The 22161-nt window shown below is 34.1% G+C and carries 25 protein-coding genes; 18 read left to right on the plus strand and 7 right to left on the minus strand.

All coding sequences use genetic code 11. The features are described 5' to 3' along the window. Position 1: 1 nt before the first annotated feature. The 3 genes from ACFVQC_RS19080 (at position 2) to ACFVQC_RS19090 (ending at position 4035) form a co-directional block, all read left to right on the plus strand. Positions 2–1105, plus strand: a complete 1104-nt coding sequence (locus tag ACFVQC_RS19080; RefSeq protein ID WP_377898927.1) for a GerAB/ArcD/ProY family transporter — start codon at positions 2–4, stop codon at positions 1103–1105. Further along, a complete protein-coding gene (locus ACFVQC_RS19085; protein ID WP_377898928.1) occupies positions 1102–2205 on the plus strand; it encodes a Ger(x)C family spore germination protein in 1104 nt (367 codons plus the stop codon). Before ACFVQC_RS19080 ends, ACFVQC_RS19085 begins: the two co-directional genes overlap by 4 nt. 378 nt (positions 2206–2583) lie before the next feature. Then, positions 2584–4035 carry an MFS transporter gene (locus ACFVQC_RS19090; protein WP_377898929.1) on the plus strand — a complete coding sequence of 484 codons (1452 nt, stop codon included), beginning with the start codon at positions 2584–2586 and terminating at the stop codon, positions 4033–4035. Positions 4036–4103: 68 nt separating this feature from the next. On the opposite strand, the gene ACFVQC_RS19095 is transcribed toward ACFVQC_RS19090, so the two are convergent. From ACFVQC_RS19095 to ACFVQC_RS19105, 3 genes are read right to left on the minus strand one after another with little or no spacing between them, the layout of a single operon-like run. Next, positions 4104–5213 (minus strand): DUF4018 domain-containing protein, encoded by a 1110-nt coding sequence (locus ACFVQC_RS19095; protein WP_377898930.1) that lies wholly within the window; start codon positions 5211–5213, stop codon positions 4104–4106. Beyond that, on the minus strand, positions 5188–6351 hold the full coding sequence (locus ACFVQC_RS19100) for a DUF58 domain-containing protein (RefSeq protein ID WP_377893448.1): 1164 nt from the start codon (positions 6349–6351) through the stop codon (positions 5188–5190). The genes ACFVQC_RS19095 and ACFVQC_RS19100 overlap by 26 nt, the downstream gene beginning before the upstream one ends. After that, on the minus strand, positions 6348–7277 hold the full coding sequence (locus ACFVQC_RS19105; protein WP_377898931.1) for an AAA family ATPase: 930 nt from the start codon (positions 7275–7277) through the stop codon (positions 6348–6350). Before ACFVQC_RS19105 ends, ACFVQC_RS19100 begins: the two co-directional genes overlap by 4 nt. Positions 7278–7483: 206 nt before the next feature. Here ACFVQC_RS19105 and ACFVQC_RS19110 point away from each other — a divergent pair, with 206 nt between their 5' ends. Next, positions 7484–7801: a PadR family transcriptional regulator gene (locus ACFVQC_RS19110; RefSeq protein WP_001013434.1), complete on the plus strand. Its 318-nt coding sequence runs from the start codon at positions 7484–7486 to the stop codon at positions 7799–7801. Between the two features lie 7 nt (positions 7802–7808). Further along, the gene (locus ACFVQC_RS19115; RefSeq protein WP_377898932.1) at positions 7809–8336 is read left to right on the plus strand and encodes a DUF2812 domain-containing protein; all 528 of its coding nucleotides are present in this window, start codon (positions 7809–7811) and stop codon (positions 8334–8336) included. A gap of 107 nt (positions 8337–8443) precedes the next feature. On the opposite strand, the gene ACFVQC_RS19120 is transcribed toward ACFVQC_RS19115, so the two are convergent. Continuing rightward, positions 8444–8740, minus strand: a complete 297-nt coding sequence (locus tag ACFVQC_RS19120; RefSeq protein WP_377898933.1) for a hypothetical protein — start codon at positions 8738–8740, stop codon at positions 8444–8446. 191 nt (positions 8741–8931) lie between these two features. Between ACFVQC_RS19120 and ACFVQC_RS19125 the strand changes: the two genes are divergently transcribed. Further along, positions 8932–10041, plus strand: a complete 1110-nt coding sequence (locus tag ACFVQC_RS19125) for a lactonase family protein (protein WP_377898934.1) — start codon at positions 8932–8934, stop codon at positions 10039–10041. 168 nt (positions 10042–10209) lie between these two features. On the opposite strand, the gene ACFVQC_RS19130 is transcribed toward ACFVQC_RS19125, so the two are convergent. Further along, a complete protein-coding gene (locus ACFVQC_RS19130) occupies positions 10210–10458 on the minus strand; it encodes a DNA alkylation repair protein (protein WP_328043700.1) in 249 nt (82 codons plus the stop codon). A 281-nt stretch (positions 10459–10739) separates the two neighbouring features. Here ACFVQC_RS19130 and ACFVQC_RS19135 point away from each other — a divergent pair, with 281 nt between their 5' ends. The 5 genes from ACFVQC_RS19135 (at position 10740) to ACFVQC_RS19155 (ending at position 13349) form a co-directional block, all read left to right on the plus strand. After that, positions 10740–11123 carry a VOC family protein gene (locus ACFVQC_RS19135; RefSeq protein ID WP_377898935.1) on the plus strand — a complete coding sequence of 128 codons (384 nt, stop codon included), beginning with the start codon at positions 10740–10742 and terminating at the stop codon, positions 11121–11123. A 15-nt stretch (positions 11124–11138) separates the two neighbouring features. Next, a complete protein-coding gene (locus ACFVQC_RS19140; RefSeq protein ID WP_377898936.1) occupies positions 11139–11681 on the plus strand; it encodes a GNAT family N-acetyltransferase in 543 nt (180 codons plus the stop codon). Next, positions 11681–12268 carry a kinase gene (locus ACFVQC_RS19145; RefSeq protein ID WP_377898937.1) on the plus strand — a complete coding sequence of 196 codons (588 nt, stop codon included), beginning with the start codon at positions 11681–11683 and terminating at the stop codon, positions 12266–12268. The genes ACFVQC_RS19140 and ACFVQC_RS19145 overlap by 1 nt, the downstream gene beginning before the upstream one ends. Positions 12269–12299: 31 nt before the next feature. Next, positions 12300–12884, plus strand: a complete 585-nt coding sequence (locus ACFVQC_RS19150; protein ID WP_377898938.1) for an HAD-IA family hydrolase — start codon at positions 12300–12302, stop codon at positions 12882–12884. Positions 12885–13037: 153 nt separating this feature from the next. Then, positions 13038–13349, plus strand: coding sequence for a hypothetical protein (locus tag ACFVQC_RS19155; RefSeq protein ID WP_002147034.1), 312 nt, complete (start codon positions 13038–13040; stop codon positions 13347–13349). 135 nt (positions 13350–13484) lie between these two features. Here ACFVQC_RS19155 and ACFVQC_RS19160 read toward each other — a convergent pair whose 3' ends face one another. Next, entirely contained in the window at positions 13485–13700 is a 216-nt protein-coding gene (locus ACFVQC_RS19160) for a helix-turn-helix domain-containing protein (protein ID WP_377898939.1), read from the minus strand. Positions 13701–13710: 10 nt separating this feature from the next. Next, positions 13711–14193: a DUF2975 domain-containing protein gene (locus tag ACFVQC_RS19165; RefSeq protein WP_377898940.1), complete on the minus strand. Its 483-nt coding sequence runs from the start codon at positions 14191–14193 to the stop codon at positions 13711–13713. 341 nt (positions 14194–14534) lie between these two features. Between ACFVQC_RS19165 and ACFVQC_RS19170 the strand changes: the two genes are divergently transcribed. From ACFVQC_RS19170 to ACFVQC_RS19200, 7 genes are all read left to right on the plus strand, one after another. Next, positions 14535–15323 carry a DeoR/GlpR family DNA-binding transcription regulator gene (locus ACFVQC_RS19170; protein WP_377893468.1) on the plus strand — a complete coding sequence of 263 codons (789 nt, stop codon included), beginning with the start codon at positions 14535–14537 and terminating at the stop codon, positions 15321–15323. A 164-nt stretch (positions 15324–15487) separates the two neighbouring features. Then, on the plus strand, positions 15488–16354 hold the full coding sequence (locus ACFVQC_RS19175; RefSeq protein ID WP_377893470.1) for a carbohydrate ABC transporter permease: 867 nt from the start codon (positions 15488–15490) through the stop codon (positions 16352–16354). 10 nt (positions 16355–16364) lie between these two features. Then, a complete protein-coding gene (locus tag ACFVQC_RS19180) occupies positions 16365–17183 on the plus strand; it encodes a carbohydrate ABC transporter permease (protein ID WP_377893472.1) in 819 nt (272 codons plus the stop codon). Between the two features lie 25 nt (positions 17184–17208). Beyond that, positions 17209–18570 (plus strand): extracellular solute-binding protein, encoded by a 1362-nt coding sequence (locus tag ACFVQC_RS19185; RefSeq protein ID WP_377893474.1) that lies wholly within the window; start codon positions 17209–17211, stop codon positions 18568–18570. A gap of 79 nt (positions 18571–18649) precedes the next feature. After that, a complete protein-coding gene (locus ACFVQC_RS19190; RefSeq protein ID WP_377893476.1) occupies positions 18650–20077 on the plus strand; it encodes a CehA/McbA family metallohydrolase in 1428 nt (475 codons plus the stop codon). Continuing rightward, positions 20070–20777 (plus strand): HAD family hydrolase, encoded by a 708-nt coding sequence (locus ACFVQC_RS19195; protein ID WP_377898941.1) that lies wholly within the window; start codon positions 20070–20072, stop codon positions 20775–20777. The genes ACFVQC_RS19190 and ACFVQC_RS19195 overlap by 8 nt, the downstream gene beginning before the upstream one ends. Before the next feature lie 61 nt (positions 20778–20838). Beyond that, positions 20839–21939: an ABC transporter ATP-binding protein gene (locus tag ACFVQC_RS19200; protein WP_377898942.1), complete on the plus strand. Its 1101-nt coding sequence runs from the start codon at positions 20839–20841 to the stop codon at positions 21937–21939. Positions 21940–22161: the final 222 nt, after the last annotated feature.

The raw sequence follows: 22161 nt of genomic DNA on the forward strand, positions 1-22161 counted from the left end.
TATGAAAAAATATGCCTATAATGATATCTCGCTTATACAGTATATTCTTTTAATTAATGGAATGCAGGTCGCGACTGGTATTCTATCTCTTCCACGTGTACTCGCAGAAAAAGCTGGAACAGATGGCTGGATAGCTATATTGATTGGCTGGATATTCTCCACAATAGCAGGTGTTTTTATAGTGAAAACAGCTGCGAAATATCCTGAGGACACAATTTATGATATTCTTATACGATTTTTTGGGAAAATAGTAGGGAAAGCACTCGTTGTTATTTACATGATGTATTTCGCTTTTTACTCTTTTATTGTTCTTGTGAACGCTATGCTTTATCTTAAGGGATGGCTTCTTCCGAAAACGCCTGATTATCTCGTTATCTTTTTGTTTTCGATCCCTACCTTTCTTGTTGCACGTAAAGGCCCTAGTATTATCGGGCGGTACACCGAACTTATTTTTTATATGATGCTTTGGATTCCGTTATTTTTTTTGATCCCACTTAAAGAGAACGGAAGTTGGATGCCATTCTTTCCGCTTTTAAAAGAAGGATGGAAGCCTGTATTCATGGCTGTACCGACCACTATTTTTGCTTATTTAGGGTTTGATATTGCTTTCTTTTTATATCCCTTTTTACAAAAAAAACAGTATGCAGTTCATGGAATGGTTATTGCAAACACTTTAACGATGCTTTTTTATTTATTTGCTACTATAGTTTGCTTTGCCTATTTTAGTCCAGATAGCATTACGCAATTTAACCAACCGGTACTAAATTTACTTAAAGTAATCGAGTTTCGCTTCTTAGAACGTTTTGACATGATTTTATTGGCTGTTTACTTAACGGTTGTTTCCACATCCTGGATACCTGTCATATACTGCACTGTATTTTGTTCAAGCCAATTACTTGGGAAACAAGATCACAGCTCTCATGTAGTTGTTCTCTTAGTGCTCATTATCGGCTTCATTTTTTGGACTCGTCCTAGTTGGAATCAAGCTGAAACTTGGCAACAGGTACTTTCGAATATTGGGTTAGGGTTAACCTATATATCACCTATTATTTTATGGGCGTATAGCTGGCTATATGAGAAGTCTCATCGGGGGAGGATACATTGAAAAGAAAAGTGCTATGTTGTATTTTGTTATCGGTGTTCATGATGACTGGATGCTTTGATCAAACAAATATTGAAGATGTTTCCCTTTCTCTTGTTCTTGGTATCGATTTAGATCGTAATAATAATTTATTTGTGTACATGTCAAGCCCTGTTTTTAATAAAGAAACAAAGGAGAAAGAAGAAGTTACGGGTGTGAAATCTGTTACGATCCGAAATTCAAGAGACAAATTTGATGCTACGGTTATGGCGCTTACCTCGGGAAGTAAAACACAGGTTATTTTAGTTGGAAAACGGCTACTGAAACAAAAAAATTGGGTAAAGTATCTGGATCCATTTTACCGAGATCCTAAAAATACGGTTACTACAAGGGTTGTTGCTGTAGATGGACCTGTTTCGGACATCATTTTTTATAACCCAAAAGATAAGCCGCGTCTTCCTTTATATTTAACAAAACTAGTTGAAACTGCCGCATTAAGAAATATCACAGTAAAAACAACTCTTCAAGAATTACATGAACAAATAGCAGACAAAGGGATAACGGCGAATATTACTGAGATGAAAAAAAACAATAAAATATTTGTGATAGGTACAGCTTTGTTAGATGAAAAAGGAAGGTATAAGTTAACGCTAAATTCTGATGAAAACAAATTATTACGCATTTTGCAACAAGGAACTACAGGTGAGTTTTCATTTACAATTCCAATTAAACTAAAGCCGGATAGCCAGGAAAAAGATTGGATAAGCTTAAATGCCTATAACATTAAAGTAAAGACAAAGGTGAGATATGATAATAAATTTATATTTAATACAGATATAAAGATGAGGGTCGGCATTACAGAACGGCTTTTTTCTTTTAATACAAGAAATGATGCAGCAAAATTACAAAAGGAGATTGAAACTAAGCTGGAAGCTGATTTCAATCAATTAATGAAGAAAATACAAACTGCCAACATTGATCCCATTGGACTTGGGGGATACGCAAGAACTTACACATATCCAGAATGGAAAAAAGTCCAAAATAAATGGAATAATGCATTAGCAAAGGGTGATGTAAACTTCAAGGTAAATATAGAAATTGGTGGGATGGGAACGATTAAGTAATATGTGATTAATCATTGTTCATACAAAAATGTATGCGGATTCGAAAAGGGAAGCTGATTAGTCTAAAAATAATATGTGTAAAAAACAATAATAAAAGTATTTCATCGTTTATTTATAGAGTTTAAACATGTGTAGAGAAATAAGTGAAATTAAAGTTCAGTCATACAAATCAACATGGCTGAACCTTAGTTATTTTAATAGCGGGAGAGCAGTTGTTTTAAAGTAAAAGGCATCTCATTGGACAAATACTTAATTATGTGAAACAATAATAACAGATAAGGAGACGTTGCTTTTCCTTAAGTGCTTCGTATTGAATTTATTCTAGTAAGAGAAGGTGTGCTGAAAGAAGTTAAATTAAATAAGGGGCTGTTTTACTATATGCAACAAAATAAAGATTTAAATTTTGAACCTCAAGACGTTAATATTGTCAATCCTAAACAAGCCAGGAAAGCAGTCATTGCTACTGGTATAGGGAATGCAATGGAGTGGTTTGACTTCGGATTATATGCTTATTTAGCGGTTATTTTAAGTCAATTATTCTTCTCGGGTGTGAATGATAGTGGTTTGCAACTTGTACTTACATTTGGTACATTTGCGGCGGCCTTTCTAGTTCGACCAATTGGAGGTATTTTCTTTGGTAGAATAGGAGATAAATACGGCCGAAAGATTGTTTTAAGTACAACTATTATTTTAATGGCACTTTCTACATTATTCATCGCATTACTACCAACCTATGAACAAATTGGTGTATGGGCACCAATACTACTTTTAGTTGCTCGAATGATTCAAGGCTTCTCTACAGGCGGCGAATATTCAGGAGCAATGGTTTATATCGCAGAATCTTCTCCAGATAAAAAGCGTGGTATACTCGGTAGTGGTCTTGAAATTGGAACACTCTCAGGTTACATTGCTGCCTCGGTAATTGTTACCATTTTGACGTTATTATTAACAGATGAGCAAATGCTCAGCTGGGGATGGCGTATTCCTTTCTTAATTGCTGCACCAATTGGTTTGGTCGGTTTATATTTACGACGTCATTTAGATGAATCTCCAATCTTTCAAGAGATGGAAAAAGCACAAGAGGAATCTGAAGACAACGAACAATTTTCATTTATGGATATATTAAAATATCACAAAAAAGACTTCTTATTAAGCACAGTAATTGTTGCCTTCTTTAACATTACAAACTATATGATCCTTTCGTATATTCCTTCTTATCTAACACAAGTACTAAAAGTCAAAGAAACAACTGGCTTATTAATTATTTCAATTACGATGGCACTTATGATTCCACTGGCACTTTATTTCGGTAAATTAAGTGATAAAGTAGGTAATAAACGCGTAGTACAAATTGGTTTACTTGGTTTAGCATTATGTTCAATTCCAGCATTTTTATTAATTGGTAACGGACATATTGTAGCCATGTTTGCGGGTATTTTCGTTTTAGGTTTCTTCCTAAGTGTATATGAAGGAACATTGCCTTCGTTATTACCAGCACTCTTTTTCACCGATGTACGTTATCGTGCACTTTCTATCTCCTTTAATATTTCTGTATCTATATTCGGTGGTACAACGCCGCTTGTATGTTCATACTTAGTTCATGCTACTGGTAATCCACTGGCACCAGCATTTTATTTAACTGGTGTAAGTGTAATTGGATTAATTGTGTTTAGTGTACTGTTTGTCACAACATCAGGACGTGCACTAAAAGGTTCTTACCCTACTGTAGAATCGAAAAAAGAAGCACATCAAATTGCTAAAGAGGATCCTGAAGAAACACTTTGGTGGCATGAAGAATCTTTAGAAATTGAAGCAGGAAAAAAAGCATAATTTGTGAAAAGCAACGTGGACTTTTACACAAAAAGACTCCTAGTTTAATAGGAGTCTTTTTGTATACATTATTTTCTCTTCTTCTTTAAACTCTTCTGATATGCATAAAGCTTATGAATTTCTTCCTTAAATTTATGCAAAAGTACAGTGTTTTCACCATTTGAATACCGTACTGTATTATACGCGTCTATAATAATATGACTCTGAATATTTACCTCTTCTTCATGATTTACTCTTTCTAGCCAAGCCTCAACAGTTTCTCCTCGTTCTCGGTTTAAAGGAGGGGATAGCTTACTCTCAAGTTTGAAAATTTCTTTTCGAATTTCGTTATTTGGTGGTTTATTTTGTTTGAAGCGTTTTTGGCTAATTCCTTCTTTATCAGTAATGATTGTAGATTCAAAGACAGGCATATTTGGTAAACTTAAGTGTTTTCGTTTTTTTACTATTTTCCAAACGACGTAAATAGCGATGGCTGTACAGGCTATTATTGTAATGCTATTAATGAGAGTTGGATCAAAAGGACGCTGCCCCAATTCCTCTTTAATTTGAGGATCTTTTAAATTTCCTTTATTCGACCAAAAGTCGTCTGTATCTTTTAATGCAGCTGCCGAGAACAATGGATTTAAAGCATAACCAAATCCTAAGGCAACTACTTGTATGATATAAGAAAAAAGAAGCCGAATATAAGGAAATACCGGAATAAGTAAAGCGCTAATTATTCCAATCGTAATAATAGAAGTGAAACGTAATAGCTGTTGATTACGATTGGAACCTGTTAACCAAAATGTAATCATAATGTGTAAAGTTAATAGTAACAATTTCCACAATGGCGGAAAGGGGGCATAAAATATAGCTGAAACGACAAACCATACAATACCGCCTAACGATTTTTGTACTGGATATCCCGGTCCAACAGAGTGTACGATAAAGAAAAACAGTGGTAATAATATTGTGCCTAAAATAGAGAAAGATAGAAATAAAGAACAACCGATTATTTGAATAACTAACAGTAGTACAAAACCTGTTGTTTTTTTATTCATAAATTTATGAATAAGAAATACTCCTACATAACCGGTCACTAAAAATATAGCAATACCAACTAGTTCGTCCCTTTCTGTTAATAACGAAAGGAGGAGGAGCAGAATAAAGTCATTAACGTGATAGAGCCAAGTTTTCAACTGATTCCACCATCCCTTCATTATTAATGAGGAACGTAGGCTGAGATAGAAGAGGGAGCTCCTTTTTCTGCAAACCAATGTATATCATTGTAGATGAGCGTTCCCTTTTTCTCGTTACATAGTGAAGAAATCCTTGTTTCGGAAGTAGCGTACTATCATCTGAAATACGTGCTAATTCTTCTAACGCTTTGGCGTAATGTGTTTGTCCTTCGTTTAATGGTAAAAGCAAAGGGCCACCTTCTGCTAAAACACTAATAAATAGCTCAAACGGAATTTGATGCTTCGTTGCGAATTGACAAATGTACGTTGTAAATGAAATAAGGTCTTCTACATTTTCTTTCCAACCAAACCCACGATCAGCAGCTAAAGAAAGACAAATTGTCCAACTATAATTTTTTACAGGTTCATATTGCTTCGCTTGTAACGCCTGCATTTTAGCAGATGCTTTCCAATGAATAGAGCGGAAAGATTCACGTTCATATCGTTTAACACCGATAATGGATGTTTCATCATTGTAAAAAGAGAAATTCGTTCGATACGAACCTGTTAATAGTTGCTGAAGTTCTTGTAAACCGGCTACTTCTTTAGGGGTAGGATATACAATGATTTCAGTCTTTAATTTATCGAAAACAGGTAAATGTACAGTTAATAAATGAAAAGGATCTTTTAAAACACATTCAAACTGTTCAATTTGAAAGACACCACGCTTCGTTGCGGTTAATGTTAAATCCCATTTTTGTGCTGAATGAGCAGGTTGTGAAAATGGGAAAGAAAATAATGTTTTTGATATTTGTTCAATCCCTTGATCTTTATGCGGTATAAGAGATGAATTTAAATGAAAATAACAAACGCCGTTAACGAGTGGTATATTTGCACCATTTTTTAAATGAATAAAAAACTGTCCAGATTCATCAGGGAAAAGCCGAGTTGTTTGTTTTTCATTTATAACTTGAAATCTTTTCTCTATGTAAGCGACATATTTATAAATGAAAATCGCAAATAAATAGTAGAAGAAAAAGAGAAACATAATAATTCGTTGCGGCAGAAAAAACGTAAATAGTATAGCGCCTGGCACAGTTAATTGAATAATATGGAGTTGAAAAAATAAAGGTACAGTTACAACGCGCTGTCCATTCATGCTTGTTCAATCTCCACAGGTACGTCAACTTCTTTTAAAATCCTTTGCGTGATTTCATTTTTTGTCGTGCGTAAGGCACCTTCCATCGATAAGACGATACGGTGATTCCAAACGGAAGGAACTAAAAATTGTATATCTTCAGGTGTGCAATATTCTCTGCCGCGTAAAAAGGCTAATGCTTGAACGGCACGTACTAAAGCTAATGTAGCACGCGGGCTTACACCGTTAGCAATGTAATCATGATTTCTTGTAGCGTGAGCAAGCTTAATAATGTAATGTTCTAACGGTTCGGATACGAAAATGGCTTTTACTCGTTTCTGCGCTTCTAAAATGTCTTCTAAAGAAATGACAGATGTGACGCTTTCTAAAGGTGTATCGCTACGAAAACGACGCATCATTTTTAGCTCATCTTGAGGAGACGGATAACCAATTGAAATCGTCATTAAAAAGCGATCAAGTTGTGCATCTGGAAGAGGGAAAGTTCCTTGTGATTCAATCGGGTTTTGCGTCGCAATAACAAAGAATGGTTTCGGAAGAGGAGTAGACTGCTTTTCAAGAGTTACTTGTCGTTCTTCCATCGCTTCTAACAAACTAGATTGTGTTCGCGGCATCGCGCGGTTAATTTCATCTGCAAGTAGAATATTTGTCATAACTGGTCCAAGTCTTAATTCGAATTCACTCGTTTTCGGATTGAAATATTCAATACCTGTTACATCACTCGGAAGTACATCAGGGGTAAATTGAACGCGAGAAAAATTACCACCAATGCTTTTTGAAATGGTTTTCGCTAACAAAGTTTTCCCAGTACCAGGAACATCTTCAAGCAGTACATGGCCTTCAGCAAGTAATGAAACGAGTAGTAGATCAATAACATTCTCCTTACCAACAAACACAGATCCTATATTTTCTTTTAATTTATTAATCATATGTAACATTCCTTTCATAATAAAAGAGCTAGTATTTCTATATTTTAACAAATTATTCAGAAAATTGACATGATTTTTTAATCCGAAGAAATGGATATTTAATTTTTAAATTACACTTGCATATTTTGGAATATGATTATACAATATCGATATACGATGTATCGTAAGTCGATATATCACATATCGATGTATCGGAGGTAGTTATAATGAATGGGAAAGCACAAAAATATATTCCATTAACCGAGGCAACGTATTACATACTATTGTCACTCGTAAAGCCAATGCACGGCTATGGAATTATGCAAATGGTAGAAGAGATGACAAATGGGGAAGTAAAGCTCGGTCCTGGTACGTTATACGGGAATACGACGAAGTTATTGAAAGAAAAGTTAATTGTTGAAGTAGCATCTACAGACAGAAAAAAGTGCTATGAGTTAACGCCGTTTGGGAGAGAAGTGTTGGAACTAGAGTACAACAGATTACAGCGTTCGGTTAAAAACGGGAATAGTATTTTAGGGGAGTGAATGGAAGATGGAGACAAAGAAGATATTTAAATTTTTTGCGGGATGGAGTTTAGAAAAAGAGGAAGCTTTTTTAAGAAAAATGCATCAACAAGGCTGGGCGCTACAAAAGTATAATGTGATATATACGTTTAAGAAAACCGAGCCGAAAGATGTAATATATAAAGCGGATTTTAGATTGGATTATAAAGATTCAAAAGAAAAGCAAAAAGAATATATTGATATATATGAAATGTTTGGTTGGAAACATGTAACGAGTTTTGCGAAATGGAATTATTTTTGTAAAGAGGTAGAAGAGGGAACTGAGTTGCCTGATATATATTCAGATAAGGAAACGAAGATACAAAAACTTACTGAGGTGTTACAGTTCGTTGCAATTATGTTTGCAATGTTAATTCCAGCGCTTTACTTATGTTTTATTGGAAAATCAGAATCTGGATTATATAAAGGTATGGTAGGGTTTTTCAGTTTCTTGTATTTATATATACTTATTAATTTATATTGGAAGATTAAAAAGTTGAAAAAGGAAATATTGTAACAAAGAGTGGGATTATTAAAGAAGATGATTGTATGGGAATCATCTTCTTTAATTTTTATGTAATTCTATTTTGTTCACTCTTTTTTACACAATAAAAAACTATATATTTAAGGCATAGAATTAACAGTTACAAAGATAATACCAGTGATAATACCTAAAAAAATCATGAATGATGAAGAAACTATTAATAATAATGAACTACCGATTAATACTATTTTATTAGAATTTTGATGTTTAAAGTGGTAATAAAGTAAAAAGCCGCAAACAGTAGAAATAATCCATATAGCTAGACCGTAAGGAGTCGAGATCTTCTTCCAATCGAAAATCCAAAAGTAAAAAATGCCTATGTGACAAGTTAATAGTAGAAATGTAGATGGAATCATTAACTTTTTATTTAAAATCATTTATTTCACCTCTCTTATGTAAATATTACCAAAAGAGTGTGGGGTTGAAAATATAATAGGGAAGTGAATAAGGTTTTCACTTAAAGAAACTACGAGATGAGTAAGAGATATTTCTAAACCAATTTACATTTTTTTGCGAATTTAATTGGCAAAAGGGCCATATAAAATTATGAAGGGAGGAGGGGCAGAAAATGCAGAGAATGAACAATTATTTTCGTGCTCGTGCGAGTATGGTATACATGATGACTAATAATGAAGTAATGAATCACATTGTTGCTTTTCATATGGATACGAATGGAATGCTCACCTTTGTGGGTTCTTACCGAACTTACGGAAGAGGTACTGGTATAAAGGAAGTTTCTACAGAAACGGCAAACGATGGTATAGATCCTCTAGCATCACAAGGTTCTCTCACTTTGTCTCGTGATGGTCGTTTCCTATTTGCAGTTAACGCAGGTAGTCATAGTATTAGTAGTTTTATCATAGCAGATAACGGGGTGCCGGTTTTCGTGGATGTAAAGTCATCAGGGGGTGCTCAGCCCAATAGCATTGGTGTGCATGATAATCTTCTTTATATCTCCAATGTAGGTAATGCTGCAAACAATTTTGCATCAAATATTACTGGTTTTCACATAGATGATAAAGGAAACCTTACACCTATTCCAGAATCCACCCACGCTCTCAGTACCTTTAATGCTCAGCCCGCGCAAGTTCTCTTCACCCCGGATGGTAGTAAAATCGTTGTCTCCGAGCTTACATCAAACCATCTCAGTGTATTCCATGTAAATAAAAATGGTACGGTTACAGGACCAATTGTTAATAATTCTTACGGTAAAGGCCCATTGGGTGCTTACTTTCTATCGTCCGGAATTCTCTTAGTTACAGAAGCAGTTTCAAATGCGTTGTCATCTTATTCATTGAGCAATGACGGTACTCTTCATGTAATTAGCGGCTCTGTACAAAACGGATATAAAACTGCTTGTTGGGTTATAACAACGAAGGATGAACGTTTTGCCTACACTACGAACACTTTAAGTGGCACTATCTCCACCTACCAAATCGCCCCGAATGGAGCACTGTCAGTAGTAAGGCATATTACTAGTACACCGCCGGGGACAGCACCAGGTCTTCCGATGGATGTTGGAGTGAGTAAAGATGGAAGGTATTTTTACACACTTAATGGAAATCAGGGGACAGTGTCAGCATTTAATATTCAAAGTGATGGTAGTCTAGTAAGGTTGCAGGTTGTTGCTTCATCCAATGTGCCTTATTTTGGGTCTCAAGGTTTAGCTGTTCTTTGATTCTATTGGGCCGCTATTTTTGTCTAGAACAGAAATATATATGACGGTGTACGAATAGTAGACATGTAGATGAATTAGGAACCTTTGATTAAACAGCAATTGTGCATCTTGCTTACGTAAAACAGAAAAAACCCCCTATAGAAAATTGGTAGGGGGTAATAAAGATGTTTAAGAGAAAGACTGATTTTGCGCAGGTTTTATAAATTGCTCTGGGTTTTCAATAAGCCCGCATACAGCACATTGGACGCGGTAAGTTGGTCCTTGATAAGCCATATGAAAAGCATTCATCGTTTCGTTTGTGTATTCTTCTTCTACTTGACCAGTTTGTGGATTTAATTTCACTGGTTTTACTTGTTGCTCAAGAATATTAAAGCGAGTTCGGTTCGTTTTACAGCTTGGACATAGCATTGGTTCCATATGTATACACCTCCATTTGTAGCATTTCTTGAACGGTATGAATTTATGCAAGTAAAAAAACTTTCTCAACATAAATAGGTATTTATTATATTTAAAATTCAGAAAAAATAAAATATAATAAATGTAAGAACTGGTTATGTCCAAACCAAATCTCCTGTTTTATGCCAATAAGCTGGGGGCCGAGAAATCGGCCTCATTTTTTTGTGCTTATCTCCATAAGGTACAAGGTTTTTAAAAACATTTGTCGAATTTTTAGAGGTGAAGGTTAAGGAGGGATTATTATGAACTTAAAAATGAAATACATTATTTTATATGTAGAAAAGTTTGAGGAATGTTTAAGGTTCTATAAAGATATTTTAAAGTTACCTATAAAAGCAGAGCACGGTACATATATTGAATTTAATACTGGAACTACAATTTTAGCGATGAATACGCGAGAGGATGTAAGGGGGTTAACTGGATTACCACTTACAGAAGGTGTATTACAGTCTTCTCATTTTGAATTAGGATTCGTTGTTGAGAATGTGCAAGAAACGATTGAGCAATTCAGAGAACAAGGTATTAAGGTTTTAGTTGAACCGATGACGAAACCGTGGGGACAAACAATTGCTTACATTGCCGATCCAGACGGTAATTATATTGAAATTTGTAGTTCATTAGAATAGAAGGAGAAAAAGAGGATGGGGTTTCCAAAATTAGAAACAGAACGTTTACTATTAAGAGAACTTACACTATTAGATGCAGAAACGATGTTCCATTATTTTTCAAAAGAATCCGTTATTCGTTATTTCGGAATGGACTCTTTCGAAAATGTTGAGCAAGCGAAAACGACTATTCAAACGTTTAGAAAGCGTAATGAAGAGGGAAGCGTATTTCGCTGGGGAATAGAGAAGAAAGGAACGGATCAATTAATTGGTACGTGTGGATTTCATTTAATTAACAATCATCATAAACGGGCTGAAATTGGTTATGAGCTAGATGATACATATTGGGGGCAAGGATATGCATCTGAAGCACTACAGGCTATGCTAGCTTACGGATTTGAAACGTTGCACTTTATAAGAATTGCAGCTGTCGTATATATAGAAAATGAAGCTTCCCGTAATTTATTAAAAAAAGCCGGATTTCAAGAAGAAGGATTACTTCGAAAATATATGATTCAAAATGATGTTGCTCATGATACGGTCGTTTATTCATTATTAAAAGAAGATTGGGAAAAGTAGTGAGCACAAGTGAAATAATGAAAGTTATTAAGGAACATAAAGATGAGAGATTTATATTAGGTGTAGATGGTCTAAGTCGTTCAGGTAAAACAACTTTGGTTAAAGAGTTGGAAGAAGATATGAAGAAAAGTGGAATCCCGTTTCATATATTCCATATTGATGATTACATTACGCAGCGTAATAAACGATATGCTACTGGATTTGAGGAGTGGTATGAGTATTATAACCTTCAATGGGATATTGATTGGTTGCAGCGAAACTTTTTTTTGAAGTTACAAAGCGATATACAAATAGAATTGCCTTTCTATCATGATGAAACAGACACATGTGAAATGAAAGAAATACAGCTTCCTTTAGTAGGTGTAATAATTATTGAAGGAGTTTTTCTGCAGCGAAAAGAATGGAGAAATTTCTTTCATTATATGGTGTATTTGGATTGTTCAAGAGAAATAAGGTTTCTTCGCGAGAGTGAGGAAACACAGAAGAACCTTTCGAAGTTTCAAAGTAGGTATTGGAAAACTGAGGAGTATTATTTGGAAAAGGAATCACCGAGGGATATTGCGGATTTAGTAATACAAAATATGTAACAATGTAAGTACAAAATAGAAGGTGTATAAAATGAATATATTATGGGACTTTGACGGGACGTTATTTGATACGTATCCTGCATATACAATGATGCTTTCTGAAGTATTAGGTGATGCAGTAGATAAACGAGAAATATACAGAAACTTAAAAATATCATATTCCCACGCAATTCGGTATTACAATATTTCAAATGAGCAGGAAGAAAAGGTTAAGGTTTTGAAGAAAAAGTTTACTCCAAAAGATATGAAACCATTTGAAGGTGTCGAAGAGATTTTGAAATTCGCACATAAAAACGTGATTATGACACATAAACATAGGGCAGGAGTTATGGAAATCTTAAAGTATTATGGATGGGACAAATACTTCGTCGATATGGTTGCAATTGACGATGGCTTCCCTCGAAAACCAAACTCTTTAGCTTATGATCATTTACATAAAAAGTACAATATTGATCTAGCAATTGGAGATAGAGAGTTAGATTTATTGCCTGCAAAGGAATTAGGTATTTCAACATGTATGTTTCAAGGGGAAAGTGATGTAGCGGATTATTCTTTATCTCATTACTCTGAGTTTTTTAAGGTGGTTATTGATAGAGATAGGAAGATTTCTTTATAAATGGCTTGATTAAAACTTCTACTTTTTACTCGGAAAGTAGAGGTTATTTTCTATGTTTTAAAAAACTATAGTGGATTAATACGTTCAAGTGTATAGAAGGAGATTGTTATAACAATGTGAATTATATAGTTATAGATAAAGGGGTGTGTAATTATGAAGACAGAAATAGTTTCCAAAAAGAAGTACAGCATAATAAGCTATGTATCTTTACTCATCGGGATTATGTGCGTTTTATTCGTTTTTATAACTCCGACGAGGATAGCGAATGCGGGTAATATAGTGGGAGATTATATTACAATTGCTCTGACAGGCGTAGGTATTATACTTTCAAGCATTGGAATTACGAAACAAACAGAGAAGAAGGCAATTGTAATTATCTCATTAATACTTTCCTCATCTTTCTTCATTTTTTGGATTATCACGATTATCTTATTGTTTACTGGTCAAATAAATTTTGCGCCTTAATGAGCAATAAAAAGAGTCCTTCATACGAGAAGGACTCTTTTTTATCCCGCTATTTGTGGGCAGTAAGAGCCCGATTGGTTCATCTAATAATCAGAGGGGGATGAACAAAACCCCCCCTCTGAATAAAGTTTCACTTTATTCACTATCTTCAGGTTGATATTCTAAAATATCCCCAGGCTGGCATTCTAATGCTTTACAAATAGCATCTAAAGTTGAAATTCTAATTGCTTTTGCTTTTCCATTTTTTAATATAGAAAGGTTAGCCATTGTAATTCCAACCCTCTCTGAAAGTTCAGTTACACTCATTTTTCGTTTAGCTAACATTACATCAATATTAATTATTATTGCCATGTTATTCACCTCAGACCGTTAAATCATTTTCTGATTTTATATCTATCGCATCTTTTAAAAGTCTTTGGAGAACGGCAGCAAAGACTGCGATAACCATTGAAGCAAAGATTAGGAGCATGCCAAATATAATAATACCTGGTGCATCATCTCTTTCCGCCACAAGATAGAAGAGTGGCATACCTACCACATATAAAATACTGATTGTTAATGCGCAGTTTTTTATCTTTTTTAAAGCTCTAACAGATAATTTTGAGAAAGCGTTACCCTTGTCAAGGAAGCTTACAAGTTTAAAAGCTTGATACAGAGCAAAATAAAAAGGTACCACCGTTGCATACAGATTGATTAAAACAAGATATTTTATATATGCAATATCGGGATACAATTCCGCTGCATAATTCCCTATGTTAGGAACTAAAAATATACATAAAGCAAGAACAGGGATTCCAATAAGGATAATAGCTGTCTTTAAAAAGAGTGTTGATCCTTGTTTCATATAAAGCACCTCATTTATTAATTATCTATTTAATCTAACATGAAATTTATCGTTTAACAATAAATTTTTATTTATTATAATTTTGTTTTTATTGTTAAACCAATTTGGATTTTAGATGAAAATAAAAAGTGCTGCTCTTTATAAAAAAGGGCGCCAAACAAATAGATTTCCTGAAATAAAAAAGTATGGTGAATATGGTGATATATATCATTGTTCCTTTGACGAAATATAGTGAAGATAATCGTTCCTTCTTTCTGTAAATGATGTTATGTTAAAAGTAACGTATAATAAGAGTTTTTAGAAAATCAATATTTTTCGTAATTTGAAGAGGTGTTAATGAAATGAAATCGTACACGCAATTTGAACGAAGAAAACACATACTAGATGAGTTAGAAAAGTACAATCGAGTTATGGTGAATGATTTAGCGAAGGTATTAAATGTTACAACAGAAACGATACGAAGAGATTTAGATATGTTGCACAAGGAAGGGCAGCTTACGAAAATACATGGTGGTGCAATTAAGAAAAAAGATCAAACACTAGAATTTCATTTTGATAGGCGCCGAGCTGAGAATATTGAAGAAAAACGAAAAATTGCAATGGAAGCAAGTAAACTTGTAGAAGATAATGATATTATCGCAATTGAAATTGGGACAACCACAATGCAAATTTTGGATTACATACACGATAAAAAGAATTTGACCATTTTAACAAACTCGATACCAGCTGTAAATAAAATTATTGAGCTTAAAGAACAATATGATTCCTTTGATTGCAGGTTAATAGTCATTGGAGGAATATTGAATACAAATTCATTAGCATTGTCTGGAGAAATGACGTTAAACTATCTTGACCATTTCACTGTTAATAAGTTATTTGCTTCGTGTGATGGAATTTCTTTAGAAAAAGAACTAACATGTTCGTATATTGAAGATGCACAAATATATAAGCAGTTAAAGCATAATGCCAAACAAGTTGTAATGATGGTAGATGAGTCAAAGTTTAATTTAACAAAGTTTTATAAAAGCGGGAATTTTAGTGATATAGATGCATTATATACAAACGCTAAGCTCGATGAGGCGTGGCAAAATGTGTTAACAAGTAATGGGGTAGAAGTAATAACAGTATAGAAAAACAAAAAGAAGACTATTTCTTAGTAAGTTGAGAAATAGTCTTCTTTTATTGTTTATATGTTGTTTTATTTTGTTAATTTGTTGTTTTTACAATCAGTTAACAAATTAACAACATTGTGTTAATAATATACTCGTACAATATGAATTAGGAGGTGGCAAGAATGCAAATAAAACTATCAAAAGCTGTGTTCTTTTTAATACCAGTTGGAATACCTCTAATATTATTTTGGATTATTCCGAATTTCATTAGTTTAGGTATTAGTTTTACTGATTGGGATTTTATGACGAATGATTTTAACTTTGTTGGTTTAGAAAACTATTTCAATTTATTTACACAAGATTCTTTTATGCAAGCATTGCTAAATACGTTTTATTTTGGAATTGGAACAGTCATTCCAACGATTGCATTAGGTTTAGGATTCGCATTATTCTTCCGAAAAAAATTCAAAGGTTCTGCATTGTACCAATTAATGATCTTTTCACCTTGGGTAACGCCAACGATAGCTGTATCCATTGTGTGGTCACTTTTATATGAACCTCAATTTGGAGTTATTAATAAAGTTCTAAACTTTTTCGGGATACCAGGTTTGGACTGGCTTCAAAGTAGTCAAACAGCGATGTTAGCAGTCATTATTGTGACAGTTTGGAAATTAGTTGGTTGGACGATGATTTTCTATATCGGCGCATTAGAAAAAGTTCCAGACAGTTTATATGAAGCAGCTAGTATTGATGGAGCAAATTCATGGCAGAAATTTCGATATGTAACACTGCCAATGGTTTCATCAACAACTTTCTTCTTAGTTGTTGTCAATACAATTTCTTCAGTGCAGGCTTACGATCAAATAAAAATTTTAACACAAGGTGGACCTAGTGGTTCGACGCGTACGTTACTTTATTTATTCTTCCAACAAGGGTTTGAACAATTTGATATGGGATCTGCAACAGCAATCGCATTTATCATACTAATCATTACAATACTACTATCTATTATAAACAAAATAATAGGTGACAAGTGGGTGAACTATTAAGGTGAATAATATGAAAAAAGGTCCATTAATCGTAAAGCATCTCTTTCTAGCGTTATCAAGTATACTATTTATTTTTCCATTCATATGGATGGTGCTTGGTTCGTTTAAAACATCTAGTGAAGTATTACAAGGAGGTTTTTGGCCTAAAGAATTTCACTGGGAAAATTATCAGCAAGTATTAGATATACTTCCATTTAGCACATATTTATTTAATAGTTTCTATACTTCTTTCATCATTACTATATATGTACTTGTTTCGTCAGCGCTTTTTGCTTATATGTTGGCATTTTATAAGTTTAAAGGCAAGAATATTACGTTTAGTGTTGTGATGGCAACCTATATGATCCCTGGAGCTGTATCGTATGTTCCTGTATATGTAATATTAGGGAAGTTTGGGCTACTAAATTCACATTTTGGATACATGATTTCTATGGCTGTTAGCGTATTCGGTATTTTCTATTTGAAACAAACGTTCCACAAAGTTGGTTTTGAAATAGTAGAAGCAGCCAAAATTGATGGAGCGAGTGATTGGCGAATTCTTTGGAAGATTATTTTTCCAATGACACGATCATCATTTGTAACTCTAGGATTGGTCACATTTATTGGTAACTATAATAATTACATTTGGCCAGCTCTTATTTTGAAAGATAATACACAAAAACTAATTACGAATGGAATTGCTGATTATTTCATTAATAGTTCTTTAGGACGAGATTGGTCACACATTATGGTTGCAAGTACAATCGCAACGGTGCCGCTCTTAATCGTATTTTTAATTCTACAAAAATGGTTCTTATCTGGTGTTACTGATTCAGGAATAAAGGGGTAATTAAATAGTAAAGGAGATATGTGGGATGAAAAAACTATTCATGCTTCTAACAGTTTTAACGTTGTTTGTTAGTGCACTTGCGGGTTGCTCAGGCGGAAAAGGAAGTACTGTTAAAGCAAGTAAAGAAGGCGAGAAGGTTGTTGTTCCATTCATTAATGGAGTAGGTGGTTCTCTTGCAGATCGTGTAGATCAAATTGTAGAAGAATACAATAAAAGCCAGGATAAATATATAGTGAAAACGACAAAAGCGGGTAGCTACGATGAGTCTTATCAAAAGTTACAAAGTGGATTTGCAGCGAATAACCAAGAAGCAATCGCATTACTAGGTTCAGACGTTATTCAAGAATATGTTAAAAAACAGTTAATCGTACCTTTAGATGAATCTGTTAAAAATGATACTGATTTCAAAAAAGAAGATTATGGAAAAGGTTTTATGGAGCAAGCAACAATTGACGGAAAGTTATATGGAATTCCGTTTTACGGTACAACACAAATCTTTTATTACAATAAAAAAGCATTAGCGGAAAATGGCTTTACAAAAGATGATTTAAAGACGTGGGAAGGTGTAGAAAAGGTAGCAAAAACAGTCGCAAAACGTGGCGAAAACGGAAATGTTTCATATGCTGGCTGGATGCCAATGTGGGGAACTTCAAATTTAATTGATGCGGTTCGCAGTGCTGGCGGAAATGTATTAAGTGAAGATGGTAAAAAAGTATTAATTAACGATGAAACTTGGGTTACGGTATGGGAGAAATTCCGCACATGGCTTCATGAAGATAAAATTATGAAAATACATTCAGGTGGTACTGGATGGGAATATTGGGATAAAACAGTAATTGATTTAGTTGAAGGTAGAACACTAGGATTTACAGGCTCATCTGGTGATCAAGGATTTGTTTTTAAATCATTAGGAAAAGGAATGACTGAAGAAGAACGCCTTAACACATTTGAAGCATTACCACAACCATCTTGGGGCAATAATAAACCAGCGCCAAAACTAGAAACATATTTATTCACATTAACGAGAAATATTGATCCAGAAGTAGCAAAAGGTGCATATGACTTTATGAAGTTTGCGACAAGTACGGAGAAAACGGCTGAATGGTCCATGGCAACAGGCTATATTCCTGTTCGTAACAATGTAACAGATTACGGTCCATATGCTGAATTTGTTAAAAAACAACCACAAGCATTAATCCCAGTAGAACAAGCTAACAATAATGGAGTGGGACCATTTGTAGATCCAACGGGCGGAAAAATCAATGATGCTTTAAATGTAGCGAAAGATAAAGTAGAGATTGAAGGAGTTCCAGCAAAGAAAGCGTTAGATGAAGCAGCTAAAGTTGCGCAAGAAGAATTAGATAAAGCTCTGAAAAAGAAGAAGTAAACCGGTTTGTGGTATGAATATGAGGTGCTTTTGAGCGAAGGAAGTGCCTCTAAAATTTACTTAAAAAGGTGTGAGAGCGATGATCGAAATAACAAGTAAGATAACACTTTCTCCATTCGTAAAAAATAAACACTGTTTCCAAATGGATGAAACTGATATTACAAACTTTACATTAACAATTGATCAAGGGGATAGCCGGAAAATTCCACTTTTATTAATCTTGAGAGATCCTAACGGTTATGTACGTGTACAATATCAAACTCCAATTGTAAATGAAAAACTAGTCGTTTCGAAAGATTCAAAGTTTTGCTCAGCTGGTTGTATTGGAGGAGAAATACAGTCAGGTAATTGGGAATTAGAAGTCGTGTATATCCCTCATTGTGCAAAGAAAGTAGTAAAGTTTACCGGAGAAAAAGTTGACTATACAGTAAATATAGAAGTGAATGATTATTTGGAACGAACGTATAATAGAGAGCACTTTTGTAAGGGAAATGTTTTTATCGATGAAGACCGTTTTAATAAGGTAGTAAATGAAGAATATCGCTGGTACAAAGGGGATTTTCATGAACATACAGATTTAACTGATGGCGAGATAGATGATGAACTTGGAATGAAAGTATGTGAGAAACAAGAATTAGATTTTTTATATGCGACGGAGCACAATATTATTATGCCATCTTATGAAAAAGGAAACACATTAATTATACCATCTATGGAACTTACAACTCCTTTCGGTCATTACAACATATTTGGTATAAGAGAATTCGTTGATTTTACAGAGTATGTAGATGAATCATTTAGCGCCGAAAAAATGAATGAACTATTTGCTTTCTTGAAAGAAAAAGGGTACTTAATGAGTGTGAATCATCCATTTATGAAGCCTTGGGCGAACCAAGTTAATATTAACTTAGAAAATGTTCATACAATGGAAATTATGTGTGATCCAACTTACAAAAAAAGTAAATCATCTACTTTAGAAGCTTTGCGTTGTTTCGATCAAATGTGGGGAAATGGTCTTAAAATCTGGGGAATAGGAGGAAGTGATTCGCATTTACATCCGTCTAAAACATTCCCAGGATCAAAAGACCCATCCATTTACGGTGATCCAGGAACATATGTATTATGTAACGGTTTATCTATTAAAAACTTAAAATCTGCGATCAAGAAGGGAAGAATTTATTTCTCTCGATTTAGAAAACTAGCGATAGATATTCAAAACGAAGGTGAAACGATATATGTCGGCGATGAGGCTAAAGGAAATATTATTTACAGCATTTCTACTGACAAACCGTGTGAGTGGAGACTCATAATAAATGGGCAAATGATTGAACAAAAATCTGGCAGCGACGTAACTTTTGAATTTTCATTAAATGAAGGAGCGTATGCTAGGGTTGAGGGATGGGAAGAGGACGAATTAGTAGCATTTATTAATCCTATTCATAATAAAGTTCAGAATAAAAATATGAAAACATGGAATGAAGTTGTAGGGGGAATAAAAGGTGAATAAAGCGATTATTTTTGATAAAGATGGAACATTAATACAGTTAGATTCAGTTTGGTACAAAATTGTGCATCGTGTGTTAGATGATATATTTCAAACGTATCCAAATGAAAAAAGTAAACGAGATGACTACTTAACGATTATTGGTATGAATGATAACGATTTTGAGAGTACGAGTTTACTAGCTTGTCGTACAAATTACTTTATTGCGGCTGCATGGTATTCGTTGTTAGAAAATCAATATGTGGATAAAGAGGATTTTATTCAAAATGTATGTCTTCTATTCAAAAAGTACTCTACAGCAGATGATCTTGTATTTACAGAAGTGGAAGGTGCAAAGGAAACGTTACGATATTTAAAAGACAATGAATATATTATTGGGGTTGTTACGGCAGACGATGTTGATACAGCTATTCATTCTCTGAGAATGACTGAGTTATATGATTATGTAGATTTTTTAGGTGCAGATGATGGTGTGAATAGAACAAAACCTGAAAGCGACTTTTATCATATGTTTAAAGAAAAATTTTCACTAACTGAAGAAGATGTGCTTATGGTAGGTGATACATTAACAGACGTTACATTTGCGAGAAATAGTAACATTAAAGTAGTGGGCGTTTTATCGGGTGCGAGCAGGAAGGAAGATTTAGAAGGGAAAGCGGATTATATTTTAGACAGTATGAAGGATATTTCGAAGGTTTTATAATTCATGTCATCATAATTTTTAACAATATCTATAAATATAGCTCAAATTCTAGGAGGATATTATGGCTCAACTATCATTCAAAAACATTTACAAAAAATATGATCATGATGTGACTATCGTAAAAGATTTTAACCTAGAAGTAAATGATGGAGAATTTATCGTTTTGGTTGGCCCTTCAGGGTGTGGAAAATCTACAACATTACGTATGATTGCAGGACTTGAGGAGATTTCAGAGGGCGACTTTTATATTGACGGAAAACGTGTAAATGATGTTACACCGAAAGATAGAGATATTGCAATGGTATTTCAAAACTATGCACTTTATCCGCATATGAGTGTGTATGAAAACATGGCATTTGGATTAAAACTACGAAAGTATAGTAAAGAAGCAATTGACCAGCGTGTGCAACACGCAGCAAAAATTCTTGGACTTGAGCAGTATTTAAGCCGAAAGCCAAAAGCACTTTCGGGTGGGCAGCGCCAGCGTGTTGCCTTAGGTCGAGCGATTGTTCGAAATGCAAAGGTATTTTTAATGGACGAGCCTTTATCAAACTTAGATGCGAAATTGCGCGTTCAAATGCGTGCTGAGATTACAAAATTACATCAACAGCTGCAAACGACATCTGTATATGTCACGCATGATCAAATTGAAGCTATGACGATGGCGACGCGCTTAGTTGTACTAAAAGATGGGATTATACAGCAAGTCGGTACACCGAAAGAAGTGTATGATAATCCAGAGAATGTATTTGTCGGCGGATTCATTGGTTCTCCTGGAATGAATTTTTTCAAAGGAGTATTAACAGATAATGCAGTTATGATTGATAAGTGGAAAATTGAAGTGCCAGAAGAGAAGATGAAAGGCTTGCGAAATAAGGGCTATACGAATAAAGAAATCATAATAGGAATACGTCCAGAAGACTTTTATTATGGAAAAGAAATCGAGGATTTACCATATAACGCAAAAGTAACAGTACCGATTGATGTAGCAGAATTAATGGGAGCAGAAACATATCTATATTCTAATATTAATGGACAATCTTTTGTTGCACGTGTGGACACATCTTTAGATGTGCAAAGTCAATCAAATATAGAGCTAGGTTTAAACATGGACAAAGTTCATTATTTCGATTCAGAAATTGAGAAACGAATTGTTTTATAGATAATAATTAATATGATTATACCTTTAGAATTTCTTCAACTACTACAAATAAATGAATAGTAAAAAGCCGATTATCCTTTAGATTACAGGAAATCGGCTTTTTTATATAAAAGATCGCTTAGCGTACGAAAATCGCTTTTTGTTGGCAGTGCCCTGTCACAATCAAGCTGAGAAAAACAAATAATCCAAAACGAGAAAATTCTTAAGTTGATGGATGTGTGA

It is taken from the genome of Bacillus sp. NPDC057893, assembly GCF_042796455.1.
GTDB lineage: Bacteria > Bacillota > Bacilli > Bacillales > Bacillaceae_G > Bacillus_A.